The sequence below is a fragment of the Paraglaciecola mesophila KMM 241 genome (assembly GCF_000315015.1).
GTDB classification, from domain to species: Bacteria; Pseudomonadota; Gammaproteobacteria; order Enterobacterales; family Alteromonadaceae; genus Paraglaciecola; species Paraglaciecola mesophila.
This window is the reverse complement of record NZ_BAEP01000022.1, coordinates 1-16,878: the sequence shown is the minus strand read 5'-3', so window position 1 is coordinate 16,878 and position 16,878 is coordinate 1. Positions and strand designations below refer to the sequence as shown.

The window sequence follows — 16,878 nt, the reverse complement described above, 5'->3', positions numbered from 1 at the left end:
TGTGCTTTTACGTTCCTAACTCTTACGCTATTTGAAACAATCATAACTATTCATTTTGTTATCGAGTTTTTCAGTTATGCAACCTCTCGAGTTAGGGGGGGCTGGCCTTTGGCAAAAATAGTCCCTGCAATCAAGGCGTAACAAATTAAACCTTCGATATTCCACAATGGCATAGTGGAAAGGCTCATCACCATCAACCCCAGTACGGAAAAAAATAATTTCTGCCCCAATACTTTTGACCGATTTTTTAAAGCCTGCTTGAGTAAATAAATGTTAACGCTCAGGAAGGCTGTAATCCCTAAATAGCCATACTCATAAATATAAGAAACATAAGCATTATGGGCATAGTGACTAAATAGCCCATCCCAATGCTCTGGCCCCATGCCCACCATGCGATGTAGAAAATCAGCACTGAAAAACGCTGTCAAATATTGACTCCACAAGTATACTCTGGCTGAAAAGATATCCTTTTCAGCCTCGGTGAAATACACAGGGGCTTTAATCAAACCATCTATATTATTAATAACAATTGATATGTCACTAAACCGTTCAGCTAAACTTGAAGACAATATAAGCCCTAGCATTACGATTGGAATAGAAGCAAACACCAGAATTGGCAATTTGTACTTAGACTCAAACCGCTCGCTAAGCATAGTTAATATAAAAATCAACATCACAGGTAGCACTGCTAACATTGCTGTACGGTAATTTACTAGAAGCAACATAAATAAGGCACCAAAGAACAACGGTGCGTGAAAGCGAATTGTTTTTCGTTCTAACCAGCCCATAACGAGAATAAAGCCTACGATGATCATTGAAAACGCAGCCTCATGATTGTAGCCGCCTATGTAACTAGCCGAGCCATCGTTTTCAGTAGCTTTTACTTCCCCTAAAAATACAGATAACACCTGCAATGAAACAGGCAATAAAAATGGTACCAATAGGGCTTTGAACACTATTTTGTTTGATTGCAATCTTAAAGACATAAAAATAGCGGCACTGAGTACAAAGAAGTAGCCCCATTTCACTAACACATTGATTAAGCCTTTAATTTCACTATTAACGAGACCGCTGACAATAATAATGGAGAAAAAAGCATAGAACACTAAATATTGACGTAAGCGAAAAGTTAAATTAGGTAACACCAATATACCGAGTAATACCACGGAAATAGAACCCAATGCATTCAGTGAAAAACCAGCAATAATAGGATCATAAGTAATTTGATGAAATGCCGATAAGGTAAATCTTAGCCAAAGGGCGACAACAACAAACAATAAATATTTATTCGCTATTTTTTTGCATGTTTTCAAAACAAGGACAGTACAGATAATTGCCATTGTTACTTTAACTAGCTCAAACATGTTTACGTTATCTCGCTGTATTTTTTAATATTCACTTTTCAAATCATCAACTGCAGCCAACAGCGGGTTTTTCCTGAAGTCTAATGGACCTTTATCAGCTATGACTTTCCCAGGTATGCCAGCGATGGAAATATTGCTATCGAAAGATTTGTTTACCACTGCATTGGCACCAATAGCAACATTATCACCAATAGTAATTTCACCATATATTTTAGCGCCTGGCCCTATATACGTGTCGTTCCCAATAACCGGGGGCCTACTACCTTTAGATACCCCAACTCCGATATTTACACAAACATGAATCCTACAATTGGCTCCTATCTTGCACCTTCCATTTATTACAATAGTACCAGCGTGTGCAATCGCTAAACCTGGACCAAATACATTTGCGGGAATAGAAAAACCAAGGTTTCTGCCTAACTTTCTAACTCTGAATTGCAAATAAAGAGCATAACTTTTTCTAAGAATGTTCGAAGAAGTATTTTTATAGTACTCCAGCTTTCTAAGGGCCTTTTGGAAGTGCCAAATGTCATGAGTCAACCAATCTTTGAGACCATTCTTAATATTGAGGGCTTTTTTATCTTGCTCTAGGTAATACAAGTAGTCAGATTTCGATTTTATCATTTTAGTTTCTTTTTAATTTCAGAATTATTTAGGGCATTTTTTACAATATGTTCAAAGGCTTGTTGCATAGATGCATACGAAAAAGATGCAGCTCTACGGTAACTTTTAGCCTCGTACCGTTGAAGGTTATCAGCTAATTCCATTTCATTAATTGCACCTTTAAGTGCATCAAAATCATTCACTCTACATAAAATGCCGTGCTCTGCAGTTAAAAAACTATCCGTTTGTGTATTGTTGTCACCTGTGAGTATTTCTGCAGGGCCAGATTGGCAGTTTGTTGCGACCACTGGTTTGCCTAAACACATAGCTTCAGCAATACCATTTGGGAATCCCTCTGCGTTCGATGCCGAGACTAAATAATCAGCATTAGCAAGATAAGGATACGGGTTTTCACGAAAACCAAGTAGATGCACTTTGGTTTCAATGCCCAGCTCTTTTGCCAGTGTTTTAAGATCTGTTAATTCAGGGCCTTGGCCCAAAATAACCAAATCACGGGAGCTTGTGCTTTTCGCAAACGCTTTTATCAACAAGGAAAAGTTTTTGTTAGGGACTAATCGCCCAATACCGATTATATACGGTTTTTTAGGTAAATCATTTGTAGGCGCTTGAGATTTTTCAAACAAAGTATTTTGATCATAGGCATTGTACATCACAGTGCATTTCGACTCTGGTACATTGTAATTATCTACCAAATCTTGCATCACCCCTTGTGACACAGGCACTACGCATGTCGCTTTAGGATAGAGTAACTTAATTAAGAATTTGCTGATAAAACCCGTGCGAGATGTCGCAAAATGGCTACTAGTATTCACTCTTTCACTGATCACAGTGGGAATATTTTGCTGATTGCCTATGACCGTAGTAACCAGATTACTGCGCGTTAAAAAACTGACCAATAAATCAGGTTTATTGGTTTTAACCCACTGGCTTAGTTGGTAATAACTGGAAATAAGTTTGCCATTGGCATCAAGGGTGATTTTAGTTACATAATCTGGGCACTGTTGCTCTTCGGGCAAATCATCGAGCAGCATCAAGTAAACCTTACAACCATTGGCAGTAAAACTGTCTTGCATGGTGTGCATAAGGTTACATATAACCCGCTCTGCTCCGCCCCCTTCTAATGAATTGATCACGAAGGCGATAGACTTATTGTAGTAATTTAACATCAATGCTACTTCTGTAAATTAAATCAAAATCCATATTGCTTAAGTGCAGCAATGTTCATTGGCGCTTACAACGCATTTATTCACCCTGCTGATAGAGCCCATAGCTCTGATATAGCACATATAGCAAGTAGCAAGCATAATACCAAGATTACACTTCAGCGTTAATTAAGAATGCTTTGCCAATGTTCAGTGGGTTAACGTACTATTCCTTTTGCTTGCGCCATGGGCATTCTTATACTCAGATTTATTATAATGTGCGCGCATTTAGTTATTATGACACGAGTTGCTAGCCATTGTCTCGTTGAGCGATAGTCGCAACACACCAGCGGAAAACTCTTTCGCTGGCCAAAAATAGGTAAAGGATTTTTATTTTCTAATGCGTCTTTTGTGTTTTTTTCTTTCAATAGTGTTTGTTTTATTCATGTTGCGCGCGGTAGCGGATAGCAACATTGTATTCAATGACGCGCTATATAATAAAATTCGCAGCCAGTATGACGATGATGCCTTAGAACGCGTGAGAGATTGGCAAACGCTACTCAGTGAAAACCTTGATTTACCGATAGATGAAAAGTTATATCGGGTAAATAACTTCTTTAATGAGCTTGAGTTTGTGGATGACATAGACCATTGGGGTAAAGATGATTATTGGGCCACCCCGGTAGAATTTTTAGCCACTGAGGGCGGTGATTGCGAAGACTTCGTGATTGCTAAATATTTCAGTTTAAAAGAATTGGGCGTACCCGCCGAAAAATTACGCTTGATGTATGTTACCGCAACCCGTTTGCGCCAAGCCCACATGGTGCTTGCCTATTACGAACAATCTAATTCAGTGCCTTTGGTACTCGACAATATCAATAGACGCATTTTACCCGCTTCACGCCGTCGAGATTTATTGCCCGTATACAGTTTTAACGGTGACGGCTTATGGTTGGCTAAAGAACAAGGCCGAGGCCAGAAAGTACAACAAGGGGGTAATAATAATTTATGGAACGATTTAAACAAACGAATGCAATTAGGCGATTAATGATGCTTGAGGAAACCCGCTATGCCACTGTCTAGACAACTGAGCTTAAGCTTACTCGCTGTGTTGATACTCGTGTTTATAGGCACGCTTTGGATCAATACTAACAACACCCGAGACTTTGTTGATCAACAACTAGCGTCACACGCGCAAGACACGGCGACATCACTTGGTTTATCAATTGCCCCCTACGTGGCAGTGCCGGAAGACTTGCCCGTGGTAAATACCATGATGAACGCTATTTTCGACCGCGGTTTTTACCAAAGCATGGTGCTGCGTGATACCGATCGGAATATATTGATCGAAAAGCACAACCCAAACTCCGTTGAAGGTGTGCCTAAGTGGTTTAGGGAGTTATTGCCCCTCACCCCACCAGAAAGTGTTACTGACTTAAATGACGGCTGGACGATGGCCGGCACATTAATGGTGCAAAGCCACCCTGGGTTTGGATATCAACAATTGTGGCAAAATGCGGTGCAGGCCTTTTGGATGATATTAGCCGTATTTATTGGCGCTTTAGTGCTGTTATATGCTTTGGTCAAAATGATCACTACGCCTTTGTTGGCAGTGGTGAAACAGGCTGACGCCATCAGTAGACAGCAATTCGAACAAATTGAAGCTATTCCTCGTACACCTGAATTGAAACGTATCGTGCTAGCGGTAAATAGAATGTCAGCTCAGCTAGCTAAACTGTTCACTCAGCTGTCGAACCAAGCTGAACGTTACCGCGACTTTGCCTATCAGGACGCGCTTACAGGTGTGGCTAACCGCCGTGCATTTGAATTGGCATTTGAACAATTACTCGCTGATAGCGAGCAACATTCACAGGGTTATTTATTGCTTATTCGTTTGACTAGCTTAAACGAAGTAAACAGTAGTTTGGGTTACCAAGCTGGCGACGAATATGTCGCACTTGTCAGTCAAGAGCTACAAAATGCGCTTGCTCAACATAATTTGAATGGAACGCTGTTTAGGGTTTCAGGGGCTGATTTTGTGGTGTTATTAGAAGATACCGCTCAGCAACCCAGTGTTAACTTTGCGCAACATATTATTAGCCAACTCAATGCCATTGAAAAAAGCGAGTATAAACTGGGTACAGCTCATGTGGGGGTGGGGCCATTTAGTTTTGGCGACACCCGAACAGACGTATTAGAGCGAGCCGATAACGCCCTTTCTGGCGCGAGTGTTAGTACAGATAGATGGCAGTTAGCGCAGCAGGAAGAAGTGCATCACAGCGACACTGAATGGCGAGCACAGTTGAACACCATTTTGCAGCAGAATCATGCAGACTTTGTCGCTCAACCAATTCAAAATAAGCAGGGCGAGACGCTATACGCCGAGTGGTTTGCTCGTTTCAATTCAAGTGCTGCCGTACCTTCAGATAGTGCAGAACATAGTAAGGCCGATAGCGACAATAAAGCTCACGACTACTTGCCGATGGGCCAACTAGTACCAGCTTCAGTCAGGCTTAATTACGCACAAAAGCTTGATGAGTTGTTGATCGCGAGCGCCTTGGCGCAATTGCCTAATCAGCAGCATGCGATAGGCCTTAATGTATCTCGCTTGTCATTAAGTCAAAGCAGTTTTCATCAGTGGCTTATTAGCGCCCTCCCCCAAGATAGTGCAGCCTGCGCGAAATTAGTGCTCGAAATACCGGAACGCGCTTTGGTTAACGGCACACAGGATCTTGTCCTGTTTATTCAAAAGTTGAAGACGCGCGGTGTCAGGATTACAGTAGAGCGCTTTGGTGCACAATTAGCTGCAATTACGCACCTTCGCAAAGTTCGCCCTGATTACTTAAAACTAGATGGGCGTTACGTGCGCAATATCCATAATGAACCAGACAACCAATTGTTTGTTCAATCTTTGGTTAACATTGCCCACGGTCTGAACATTCAAGTCATTGCTGAAATGGTAGAAAGTGAAGCCGAAGCAAAATGTTTGACTGATTTATTCGTCGACCATTTACAGGGTTATTACATCGGTTTGCCTGTCGAAACAAAATAAGAAAGTGAGTGAAATACTATCAACGGGTTTCAATTGCGCTCAAGTCGATACAAACAGGCATAAAGTGTCAGTTAACACTCACTTAATGAGTATTTAACTTCCATCAGCAAAATATTGATAAGACTCGTTTTTTTACCTAGTCGACCTTAGTCTAGTGTTGCTTTTTCGACCATCTAAACTTATCATGACAGCGTTTGTTGTGAGTTTTTAGCTCACCCCGCTATTTTTCGGAGTTATTATGCGACATTTTTTAACCTATTTATTCTTGTCTAGCGTGATGGTTGTATCACTCGCCCATGCACAACAGACAGAATCCACTCAGCAGGCAAGTGCGAATGACGCGGCTTCAGCTGAGCAGGAAAATATTCTTTTCGGTGACGAAAACCAGCCTGGGCGGACTATTCATAGCGAAATAGTTACTTTGGTCCAGGGCGGGGCGACGTTAGACGAAGCGGTAAGGCAAACAATTACAAATGTGACCCGAGAGGACGAAGCTTTAATTAGCGGCTCAGCGAGACTAGTAGTAGGCTTAAACAAAGGCATTAGCGCAAATTTCATGCGCAATATGGTTGATTTCAATAAGTTGACCGACTCAACCAAAGGTTCAATCGAAGCATTTCCTAGTGACGCTGGAGAGATTATTCGATTAGCGGTCACTTTGTATCCCAGTTTTGCTCAAGACGTTATCGACTCAGCTATTACGACCGGTGAAATTGAACCTAACGACGCGCTATTAGCTGCAATTTCGGCAGGCGCTGATCCAACAACGGTATCAGCAGCTACCGCAGCGGGCGCCAACGTTGCTGTAACAGCCACACCAGCGGGTACAGGAGTCGGCGCAGGTGGTGCAGGCGGTGGGGATACCACTGCGTCAACCAATTAAATTATTTAGAATTTTTAAAAGCCAGCGATTTTCGCTGGCTTTTTTGTTTATAATCATTCAGTTGCCACTTTCACCTTATTTACTAAGCATTCAAAAATAGCTCAAGGGATCCTTTGAATACAAGACTTCATAGCTACTCGTTTTATATCTTATTAGGCTTTCTTGTATGGTTACCTATCCCCTTAGGCTCAAATCGCCCTTGGGCTTGGGGCTTAATGGAGATTGTTATTTTTGCATTATCTTTAAGTTGTGCGTATTTGCGGCAAGATAAGGCTTGGATGGGATTACGCGCCTACCGCTTGCCTATAGGGCTGTGGTTAGCCTTTCTATTTTTTGCAGCGTTACAAGTCATTCCCCTGCCCGCTTCGGTTGTAGGTGCGTTAAGTCCCAGTAGCTACGGATTACAATTGGCCTACAGTGTTCAGCCGTTTCATTTGTCTTTGGATCTTGGCCAAAGCTATATTAATTTACTGAAAGGCCTTAGTTATTTCTGTTTATTTATTGTTGTACTGATCTTAGTGAATACAGAAAAGCGTTTACGTTTGATTTTACTCACTATTCTAGCCAGTGGTGCGGTGCAAGCTCTGTATGGCGCATTAGAGGTTTTATCGGACAGTAAGTACAGCATGATATTTGGTTTACCCGTAACAGATATAGCCACAGGTAGTTTTGTGTACAAAAATCATTTCGCTAATTTTTTACTGTTAGCCCTATCAGCCGGAATAGGTTTAATGGTAGCAAGCTTACAGGGTAATCAGGGACGCAGCCCCAGAGACATGATGCGCTCGATACTCTCAACCCTACTTGGTAGCAAAGCCTTAATTCGTATTAGCTTAGCCATTATGGTTATTGCGTTAGTGATGTCTCGCTCCCGTATGGGCAACACAGCATTTTTCGCTGCTATGGCTCTCATCGGTATATTGGCTTTGGTCATTATCAAAAATCGCAGTCGTGGGTTATCTATCTTAATCATCAGTATGTTTGTAATTGACGTGTTTATTGTTAGTGCATGGTTTGGTTTAGATAAAGTGCAAGAACGTATAGAGGCTACCAGCTTGGCGCAAGAAGGGCGTGATGAAGTAGTTATTGATGCCTTGCCCATAGTCCATGACTTTCCGGTATTTGGCAGTGGCGGTGGCAGTTTTTACAGTATCTTCCCGAGCTATAAAGTCTCGAGTATTCATTCTTTCTACGATCATGCACACAATGACTACCTGCAATTTGTGATTGAGTATGGATTACCTGCCTCTTTATTTTTAGCGCTATTGGTTACGTGGTGCTTTACCAAGAGTGTGCGCGCTATGCGCAAGCGTAGGCCGTCTATATTAAAAGGAACAGCATTCGCTTGTTGTATGGCAATGCTCGGTATGGCTATCCACATGACGGTGGACTTCCCACTGCAAGCCCCCGCCAATGCCATCTATTTCGTAGTATTTTTAGCCTTGTCTTTAACGATTAATCAACTAAAAATAACCAGGAGTAAAAAGCGCCGTTCAAATGAGAAGGTAGCGATATGAGCAAAAAATTTAGTGGGCCAATAGAGCAAGACCCAGCGATAGTTAACTTGCTGGAGCGTATGCCCCGAGCCGTTCGCGAGTCTTTTACTGAAGAGCAGCTATCTCACCTCAGAAATGCAGTAAGTAGTCGCCAATGGGGTCATCACCCTATTGATTTAAGAGGCACCATTCCTTGGTTCAAATATCGATATTACTATGTGTTATTGGCCGGCAAGAACCACAGGAGTATGACCCGCTCTCAATTGCGTGCCAGCCGCTTTATTAATGCACTTTTACTTGCTGGTTTCATGACGTTTTCTGCACTAGTAGGTATTTTGTTGATTTACTTGCTTAAATCAGCATTAGGAATTGATTTACTGCCAGATTATTCACTTGGTGTATGGGATTGGTTTAAAAGCTGAGACTAATTAGTCACCTTTTCAATAGTCACCTTACAAATAGTATTTAGAAGCTTAGCCTTTTCTCTTATTTGCAGGGCAATTTGGTACTTTCCTTTGTATCGATAATGGTTCATTTCTAAGCCATCTGCACACGCGTTTTTCAGCCTTGTATTGTGCGATCAGTTCTAGCACTTTCTTCCTGCTCTGAGGGGCGCTTAACCCAAGAGCAACTCGATGGTAAAAATCTTTTCGAATGGTCAGCAGCATTGGGTGATTATTCGCATACAAGGCCATTCCTAACTTCACGTATAAAATGTGCACCTCGGGCTTTTGCGGCCCCAATTTACTCGCTCGTTGCAGGTACAATAGCATTTCGTCGTCGAATTCTTGTAGCCGCCACTTAACCATGGCTAAAGAAGCCCAGGTAACCGGCCAAAGAGGGCGCAACTGCGTCGCACGCAAATAATGCGTTTTTGCCAAGCGTAGTGAGCTTTCTGCTTCTTCGTAGCCTGCTATTGCACCCCACTCGTATACTTGCCCAAGTAAATCTTGATACAAAGGGTGGCTAGGTTGGCTATCAACCGCCGACTCAATGGCCATTTTGGCTGACTGATACTCTTCGATTGTCTGCGTATTACCTTGCTCTTGCCAAGACGTCACTATGTTTTGCACTTTATAAAAGTCAAAACTGGCACTGGTGAAACGCAGCGCGACAAATAAGCAAACTAACGCAAGCGCAGCAAAACTGATCACTGCCACATATCGTTTTATAAATACACGTGCGTGAGTGATGTTGCTAATAAGACCTACTGCCATGCGTTACCTTGTGATATTGACCATGGAAACGTTTTAAACAAGTTTACGGCATACTCTTTATCCTTCAGTGCCGTTACCGCAATAAACGCCTCAGCCATATCATTGGGCCGACGATTGATACTATGGGTGTCTGATGCAACGTATGAGATAAGGTCGCGCGCTAGTAACAGCTCTACGGTGTTTTTTGCTGATTCCGAGAAACGACCTGTTATGGCACCCGCTGTCGCTTGAAATAAACAGCCCGCTCGCTTCAATGCAAAAATTTTATCCGGGTCAGCAATGATATCTCGGTTACGTTCAGGGTGCGCAATCACAGGCTGAATTTGATTTTTGATTAACCAGCGCACTAAATTATCTGTACCGGGGGGAATGTGACTGTGAGGTAACTCAAGCAGCATGACATCTTTGTTTTGCCACCTGCCGATAAACGGAATTTGGCCGCGTTTGTGCCAGATCATTATGTCAGGAGTGATGCGAATTTCTGCACCAAATGACAGTTTAAGAGGGCAATTAGCTTGGGCCAAATGTGTTACTAGTGCTTGATAGGTCTGAGCAATATTAGCTATGTCATTATCGAAATAGCTTTGGTGTATATGAGGGGTGCAAACCATATGAGTGACCCCAACAGACACAGATTGCTCAGCCATAGCTAATGACGCCGCTAAATCAGGGGCGCCATCATCTATACCGGGTAAAATATGGCTGTGTAAATCGATCAAGATTGCTTAGTCTTTTCTGCCTTGTAGTGATTATCTTGATTATAACTGTGATAACCATATTGGTCGTAGAAGCCGGTATATTCGCCATGCTTTTTCGCTTTGCGCAAATCGACTTGGTTCAATACTACCCCGTCAACCCTATGCCCCACTTGCAGGAAGCGACTCAAACCATTGGTGATTAGCTTGTCACTCGTACTGTCGGCTTTAACCACGTAGACTACTGAATCACACACTTTTGAAACTACGATAGCGTCACTCACCGCCTGCGTAGGTGCGCTATCAACAATGATATGCTCATAGCGTGCTTTTAAGTCTTGCATCAAGACTTTGAAGCTATCAGAAGCAAGCAGTTCTTGCGGGTTCGGTGGTACGGTTCCAGCGCAAATAATATCAATACCTGACATTTCATCCGTTACGATACACTCTTCAAGGGTGTGCGTACCAGCGATCAAGTTTGCGACACCTGGCTGAAAACCCGGCAAGCTGAATTGGTTGGCAATAGTTGGGCGACGAAGATCTGTATCTATTAGTAGTACTTTACTCAATTGACCAATTGCAAATGCCAAGTTAATCGATACCGTACTTTTACCTTCTTTAGGCACACTAGAGGTGACGAGGATCGTTTTGGACGGTTTATCAATATTCAGCAATTGTAAACTCGTTCTTAACGTTCGCACCGCCTCACTAAAAGTGTGGCGTTTACCATCGAAGAAGTGACGCAGCGAAAGGTTGTCTTTTTTGCTATGCGCTTCCCAAGGGATTAAGCCCAGCATACGCTGGCCTAGTTTACGCTCGACATCTTCCACTGAACGTATACCGCTATTGAGTGCGTCCATCGCCAAGGCTAAAAATACCCCAAAACCTAAGCTAACGATAAAGGCTGCTGCAATGATCAATCCCTTTTTGGGCTTTGACGGGAATGAAGGAGGCACAGCCAAATCTAACATGCGCGCATTGGCTGACTCGAAGCCACCTAATTCAGACGTTTCATTTAAGCGCGTAAAGAACGAGCTGTAAAGCTGCTGATTGATATCCACTTCACGTTGTAGTGCTTTATGCCGGCTTTCTAGGTTGGTGAGTTTACGGAAACTCTCCTTATTAACATTCACTTCTTCTCGCAACGCATCCAACTTCAATTTTGCGGTACTAAAATCAGTATTCACGCCAGAAACTAATGAGCGAATTTGGTCGTTAAGACTATTCTGGATCGAGCTCAGTTCAGCTTGAGCCGCAATCATCTTTGGATGCTTAGGTCCGTATACCTTACTTAGCTCAGATACTCGACTTTGAGCACCAATTTGTTCACGCTTAACATTCTGTACCGCAGGATGATTAATCACTTCAGGTAAGTCAGCTAGCTCGGCAATCGTCGCTCCTGAGTTAACCTGATTATAAAGGGTTTCAGCGCGATTATAAGCCGCTTGAGCATCAATTAGCTGGCGGCTCAGATCTTGTAATTCATCGGCTGCGAGACCAACTACACCATCGATATTGACCAGTTTTTCTTGCTCGTAAAACGCTGAAAGGCGTCGCTCTGCAGTATCTAGTTTAGTACGTAACCCTTGTAAGCTTTCATTGAGCCAAGTAGTCGCCTTGGTGGTCATATCTAGTTTAGATTCGAGGTAGTTTTCGATGTATACATCACCTACCGCATTGGCTGCAATAGCCGCAAACTGCCGATCTTCATGCTCAAAACTAATATCTACGATTTGGGTATTAATAAGCGGATTGATTTCTAACGCCTGCATCACCTTCGCAGTGGCGTAACGCTTGCGCGCATCAAGTTGTTGAGCTTCAGATAAAACCACTTTTTCTTTTTGCGGTAAAAATGGCAACGAAGATATTATGCTGCTTTTTAGTGCTGCTAGCTGCTTGCTTATGAAGTTAGCTTGAGTCGCCTCATACCCAGGCGCAAAGCTCGGGTTTTCATAAAGCTTGAGCTTTTCAACTACCTTCTCGGCGATCTGTCTTGATTGCAATATCTCGTATTGAGTTTGAAAATACTCCTTTCTCGAAGAATCTAAACCATACACTTCTTCAATAGAAAGCACTTTGGCCTGTTTCGATTCAATCAGTAACTTAGCCGTCGCCTTATATTGCGGCGTGATAGACATTACTATGAGTGCGACTAATACAGTGATGAATACTGCTAGTCCCAGAATGCGCCACAAGTAACGTCGAACCGTTTGCCAGTAATGACCTAAATCTATCGTTTCTGAGTCGAGTAACTTAGCCTCTAATTGTCCATTTGATTGCGCTGACATAATAAACTACATACCTTTTAAAAGAAGCTTTGTTGAACGGTAACTATGTCACCGGGTAAAACTATATCGTTAGAATCTGCATTTAGTTGTTCTGCTTGACCAGACTCGTTTTCTCGACGAATAAATATTTTTGTTTTAGACGCTCGCTCCGTGTAGCCCCCCGCAAGTGCTGCCGCCTTATTGACTGATAATCCAGGTTGATAAGGGTAGCCACCAGGTCGCTTAACTTCACCGTCAATAAAAAACGGTCGATACTCTATCACCGTAACAGACACTGAAGGCTCAACTAAATAATCCCCTTTGAGGCCCGTATATAACTTTGCTTCAAGTTCAGCCCCTGTTAACCCAGTGACTCTCAAGTCCCCCAAAAATGGGTAGTTGATCACACCATGGTTGGGTAATTTTGTGGTCAGAGAAAGATCTTGTTGGCCAAAGACAGTAATTTTAATCACATCGCCAGAGCCCAATTTATACTGACTTAAGCTGGCATCTAGTGACCACGCAGCGCTGCTAAAAAGCATAAGCCACAACAAAAATAGGGTTTTTGTTTTCATATTTACTCCAATTAAAACAAAGACTACAAAGTCACTCTTGCTGTTAAGCGATAAATATTTTGGTCGTAATCAATAGTATCTTGATTACTGTCCCTATCGCTAAAGGTGTAACCTAAATTAAAGGTTAACCAGCGCCTAAATTCATAAACAACAGCAAGGTTTATATCTTGCAGATCATCCGTTCGACCACTGCCTTCATAATCATCCGTACCAACGGCAAAACCCGCTTCTGTACGTAAACGTTGCAGCCATTCATGACGCCAACGCAGAGAAATATCTTTGCGGCGAATAAAATCACCCTCACCATTAGTTTCACGGGCTTCATTTTGGGTATCGAGAATAAAGGTGGCGCGCTCTAATGGCTCCCACACAATACCAGCCTGCCAGGTAGTGCCAGAGAAATTTCCACGCTCAGCAGCATCAAAGTCTTTGTCTTGGTAACCGATTTTTGCATAGCCTGAAGTAGAAGCAGTAGACTGCCATTGAGCACCAATTAAATAGCTAGTTTCTAAACTATCAAATGAATTTGCATCATTTATCGAAAATGCATATTCAACATCTGTGATAGACGTTTCAAACAGTAAATCTGTCGCGGCGCCGATATTGTAATAAAACGTCCCTCCGACTTTACTCTTGGTTCTATCACGAGCCTTGTATTCATCGGTATTGATTTTATAGTCAAGATCTCGATAGTTTAGGTTTATATCCAATCTTGCTTGCGCGCTTAGGGCACCGTAAGAGTAGATAAAGTCCACTTCACTTTCTTTGAACTCATCTGGAGCGGTTAATTCGTCTCCGCGACCAATTGAAAAGCGCTCTCCCCTATCATCGTGACCGTCTTCGAAATCAATACTGGTTTTAATGCGATGGCGGCTATTAAGCTCATAATCTAATGAGGCAAAAATTAAATGGTCCGTGTAATCATCGGCAGAGCTTGAGAAATAATCACCACGAGAAAGCTGATAACCAAAGCGTAAGCTGTTTAAACCAAAGTTGTTCACCAAGGTAAATCTGGGAACGATTTTACTAAACCAGCTATCTATCTCATCAGTATTCGAGCGGGTGACGTTGTCGTTAAAACCAACTGTTGTAGTGAGTGTTGGGACCAATTCGAATGCTCCAAGGTCAATGCCGACCTCCTCCTGAGCAAATGACGACGAACATACACATGCCATTCCTATGGCGCTTGCTAATTTAGTCTTACTCATTCAATCATCTCTGTCTTAAAGTTAAAATATGATCTTGCTTGCACTAAGTTTATCAATTTTCTAATGAAATTAGTGTCTTGTTATCAATATATTTTGACACAAGATATCTGTAAAAAACCATCAATTACGACTCGCAAAATAGGCGAAGCGATAGCCTAAGCGAATTTTATGCCACTAAGCATTCAGTAAAGCGTGAATTATTCAGTTTCACCTATTAATATGCCATGCTTGTTAAACCAAGATGACATCATGTAAAGGATGCAACGATTACAAATATTGCGAAAAAGCTCGTGGGGGTTTCAATTATACCGCTCATTAAACGATATGTTCGCCGCTTTAGCGCTAGTCAAATATCCGAATCGACGCATAATCGCGTCTTTCATGTTCCACAAGACACTCTAATTAAATAAATATATTGCTTAATTTTCATGCACTTTATCACGAGGCTAAGCCTAGTGTATAGGCTCACCTAACATCACGTCTGAATCTTTTTAAAGATGGCCTCATACTTGCTTATTCTCTGGTCAGCTGCTTAGCTCGTCAGTGCTAAGTTCGGTTATATCTGAAAATAATATACAAAAAACACACTCGCTATTGTGGAAAGTACCAGCAATGTCACAAAAAAAACAAAAATATGTCGTAATTATACAACAGAATAGCGTGATATAATGTTTGTGGTCCAAAGCAGACTAACTTCTATATCAACTCAAGATATTGAAACTAAAAGGAATTTTTTAGGTTTATAGTTTTTTAGATGTTGGGAATTAGCGACACCAGCCTGTCGCAAAATCAAGACTCCGCTTGGTATTGGAGCAATTTCATTTACAAGCACTGTAAATTTAAATGTAGTAAGCAACTTTAATGGTAGACACAACATGCATAATAAAAGCCCTGGGGGCATAATTCAAAGTAACCAAAGTAGTTTTTCTACACTTTATCGTTTAGTCGATATGGTTATTATCACCTTAGTGTATTTTCTTGTGCTGTTATACCAAGGATTGCCGATTAATTCCTCGGACTTATTGTTACTTTTTGTCAGCATCATTTCTTATATGTTGTGCGCAGAAGCAGTTGATTTATATCGCTCTTGGCGGACCGCCCCAAACACCTTAATGATAAAGTGGGCCATGATTGCCTGGGGTGTATCATCGTTAGTCACAACGACTTTTGCCTTTATTTTCCCAGAAAGCATCGCTGCATCTAATTTTGTAATTTTAAGCTGGTTGGTGCTTTGTGCACCGACATTAGTTAGCTGGCGCGTAGCGTTTCGTGAGATATTATTTAGGCACCGCAAAAAAGGCCACAATACCCGCAAAGCAATTGTCATTGGCGCGACGCAATCAGGATACAACCTAGCAACCCAAATAATGGAAAATGAACAATTAGGCATCATTTTCAAGGGTATGTACGACGACCGAGCTCCGGCTCGTATTCCCCATGAAATTCAGCACCAAGTGATGGGCAGTATTCAAGACGCGATTAAATTAGCTAAGAGTGGCGAAATTGATTACATCTATATTGCGATGCCTATGAGCGCCGAGAAGCGCATCATGCAGATTTTGAACATGTGCAGTGACTCAACAGCCACTGTGTATATCATCCCAAACTTCTTTATGTACAACCTGCTGAATGCTCGCTGGCAGAGTGTGGGGTCAATTCAAACGTTGAGTGTATTCGATACGCCCTTTCAAGGTGCAGGCGATATCACTAAGCGTTTAGAAGATATTATTGTATCGTCATTAATTTTGACGATGATTGCCATCCCCATGCTATTTATTGCAATGGCAGTGAAGTTAACCTCTAAAGGCCCGGTGATTTTTAAACAAAACCGTTACGGTTTAGATGGCAAGGAAATCAAAGTGTATAAGTTTCGCTCCATGACGGTGCAAGACAATGGCGATAAAGTGCAACAAGCGACCAAAAATGATGCACGTATCACGCCTCTTGGTGCTTTCTTACGTAAAACTTCGCTGGATGAATTACCGCAGTTTATTAACGTGTTACAAGGTCGTATGTCAGTAGTTGGGCCTCGCCCGCATGCGGTTGCGCACAATGAAGAATATCGTAAGTTGATTGAAGGCTATATGCTGCGTCACAAAGTACGCCCTGGAATTACTGGCTGGGCGCAAATAAACGGCTTTCGTGGCGAAACTGAAACCATTAATAAGATGATTAAGCGCGTGGAGTATGATTTGGATTATATACACCGCTGGTCAGTGTGGATGGATATTCGAATTATACTAGCCACCGTAACCCGTGGGTTTATTAACAAAAATGCTTATTAATAATCTCAATAGAATACCAAATTAATAAGACAAGATGTCTACTTTTAGATATAAAAAAGGGTTTAGCTTT

The 16,878-nt window shown here is 42.0% G+C and carries 14 protein-coding genes; 6 read left to right on the top strand and 8 right to left on the bottom strand.

Going from position 1 to position 16,878, the window contains the following annotated elements; genetic code table 11:
- Positions 1-74: 74 nt before the first annotated feature.
- From GMES_RS04960 to GMES_RS04950, 3 genes are all read right to left on the bottom strand, one after another.
- A complete protein-coding gene (locus tag GMES_RS04960) occupies positions 75-1,313 on the bottom strand; it encodes an O-antigen ligase family protein (protein WP_226990246.1) in 1,239 nt (412 codons plus the stop codon).
- A gap of 75 nt (positions 1,314-1,388) precedes the next feature.
- Positions 1,389-1,988, bottom strand: coding sequence for a serine O-acetyltransferase (locus GMES_RS04955; protein ID WP_006991489.1), 600 nt, complete (start codon positions 1,986-1,988; stop codon positions 1,389-1,391).
- Positions 1,985-3,154: a glycosyltransferase gene (locus GMES_RS04950; protein WP_006991488.1), complete on the bottom strand. Its 1,170-nt coding sequence runs from the start codon at positions 3,152-3,154 to the stop codon at positions 1,985-1,987. The genes GMES_RS04955 and GMES_RS04950 overlap by 4 nt, the downstream gene beginning before the upstream one ends.
- Before the next feature lie 376 nt (positions 3,155-3,530).
- Between GMES_RS04950 and GMES_RS04945 the strand changes: the two genes are divergently transcribed.
- The 5 genes from GMES_RS04945 (at position 3,531) to GMES_RS04925 (ending at position 8,983) form a co-directional block, all read left to right on the top strand.
- Entirely contained in the window at positions 3,531-4,178 is a 648-nt protein-coding gene (locus tag GMES_RS04945) for a transglutaminase-like cysteine peptidase (RefSeq protein WP_006991486.1), read from the top strand.
- A gap of 21 nt (positions 4,179-4,199) precedes the next feature.
- Entirely contained in the window at positions 4,200-6,182 is a 1,983-nt protein-coding gene (locus tag GMES_RS04940) for a bifunctional diguanylate cyclase/phosphodiesterase (protein WP_006991485.1), read from the top strand.
- Between the two features lie 238 nt (positions 6,183-6,420).
- The gene (locus GMES_RS04935) at positions 6,421-7,065 is read left to right on the top strand and encodes a hypothetical protein (RefSeq protein ID WP_006991484.1); all 645 of its coding nucleotides are present in this window, start codon (positions 6,421-6,423) and stop codon (positions 7,063-7,065) included.
- 113 nt (positions 7,066-7,178) lie between these two features.
- The gene (locus tag GMES_RS04930; RefSeq protein ID WP_006991483.1) at positions 7,179-8,582 is read left to right on the top strand and encodes an O-antigen ligase family protein; all 1,404 of its coding nucleotides are present in this window, start codon (positions 7,179-7,181) and stop codon (positions 8,580-8,582) included.
- The gene (locus tag GMES_RS04925; protein ID WP_006991482.1) at positions 8,579-8,983 is read left to right on the top strand and encodes a hypothetical protein; all 405 of its coding nucleotides are present in this window, start codon (positions 8,579-8,581) and stop codon (positions 8,981-8,983) included. Before GMES_RS04930 ends, GMES_RS04925 begins: the two co-directional genes overlap by 4 nt.
- Positions 8,984-9,034: 51 nt before the next feature.
- On the opposite strand, the gene GMES_RS04920 is transcribed toward GMES_RS04925, so the two are convergent.
- The 5 genes from GMES_RS04920 to GMES_RS04900 are packed head-to-tail and all read right to left on the bottom strand — an operon-like array spanning position 9,035 to position 14,523.
- Entirely contained in the window at positions 9,035-9,778 is a 744-nt protein-coding gene (locus GMES_RS04920; protein ID WP_006991481.1) for a VpsP family polysaccharide biosynthesis protein, read from the bottom strand.
- Positions 9,769-10,497: a tyrosine-protein phosphatase gene (locus GMES_RS04915; protein ID WP_006991480.1), complete on the bottom strand. Its 729-nt coding sequence runs from the start codon at positions 10,495-10,497 to the stop codon at positions 9,769-9,771. The genes GMES_RS04920 and GMES_RS04915 overlap by 10 nt, the downstream gene beginning before the upstream one ends.
- Positions 10,494-12,761: a GumC family protein gene (locus tag GMES_RS04910; protein ID WP_006991479.1), complete on the bottom strand. Its 2,268-nt coding sequence runs from the start codon at positions 12,759-12,761 to the stop codon at positions 10,494-10,496. Before GMES_RS04910 ends, GMES_RS04915 begins: the two co-directional genes overlap by 4 nt.
- A 17-nt stretch (positions 12,762-12,778) precedes the next feature.
- Entirely contained in the window at positions 12,779-13,315 is a 537-nt protein-coding gene (locus tag GMES_RS04905) for a polysaccharide biosynthesis/export family protein (RefSeq protein ID WP_006991478.1), read from the bottom strand.
- A gap of 23 nt (positions 13,316-13,338) precedes the next feature.
- Entirely contained in the window at positions 13,339-14,523 is a 1,185-nt protein-coding gene (locus GMES_RS04900) for an outer membrane beta-barrel protein (protein WP_039986624.1), read from the bottom strand.
- Positions 14,524-15,398: 875 nt separating this feature from the next.
- Between GMES_RS04900 and GMES_RS04895 the strand changes: the two genes are divergently transcribed.
- On the top strand, positions 15,399-16,808 hold the full coding sequence (locus GMES_RS04895; protein ID WP_006991476.1) for an undecaprenyl-phosphate glucose phosphotransferase: 1,410 nt from the start codon (positions 15,399-15,401) through the stop codon (positions 16,806-16,808).
- Positions 16,809-16,878 lie beyond the last annotated feature (70 nt).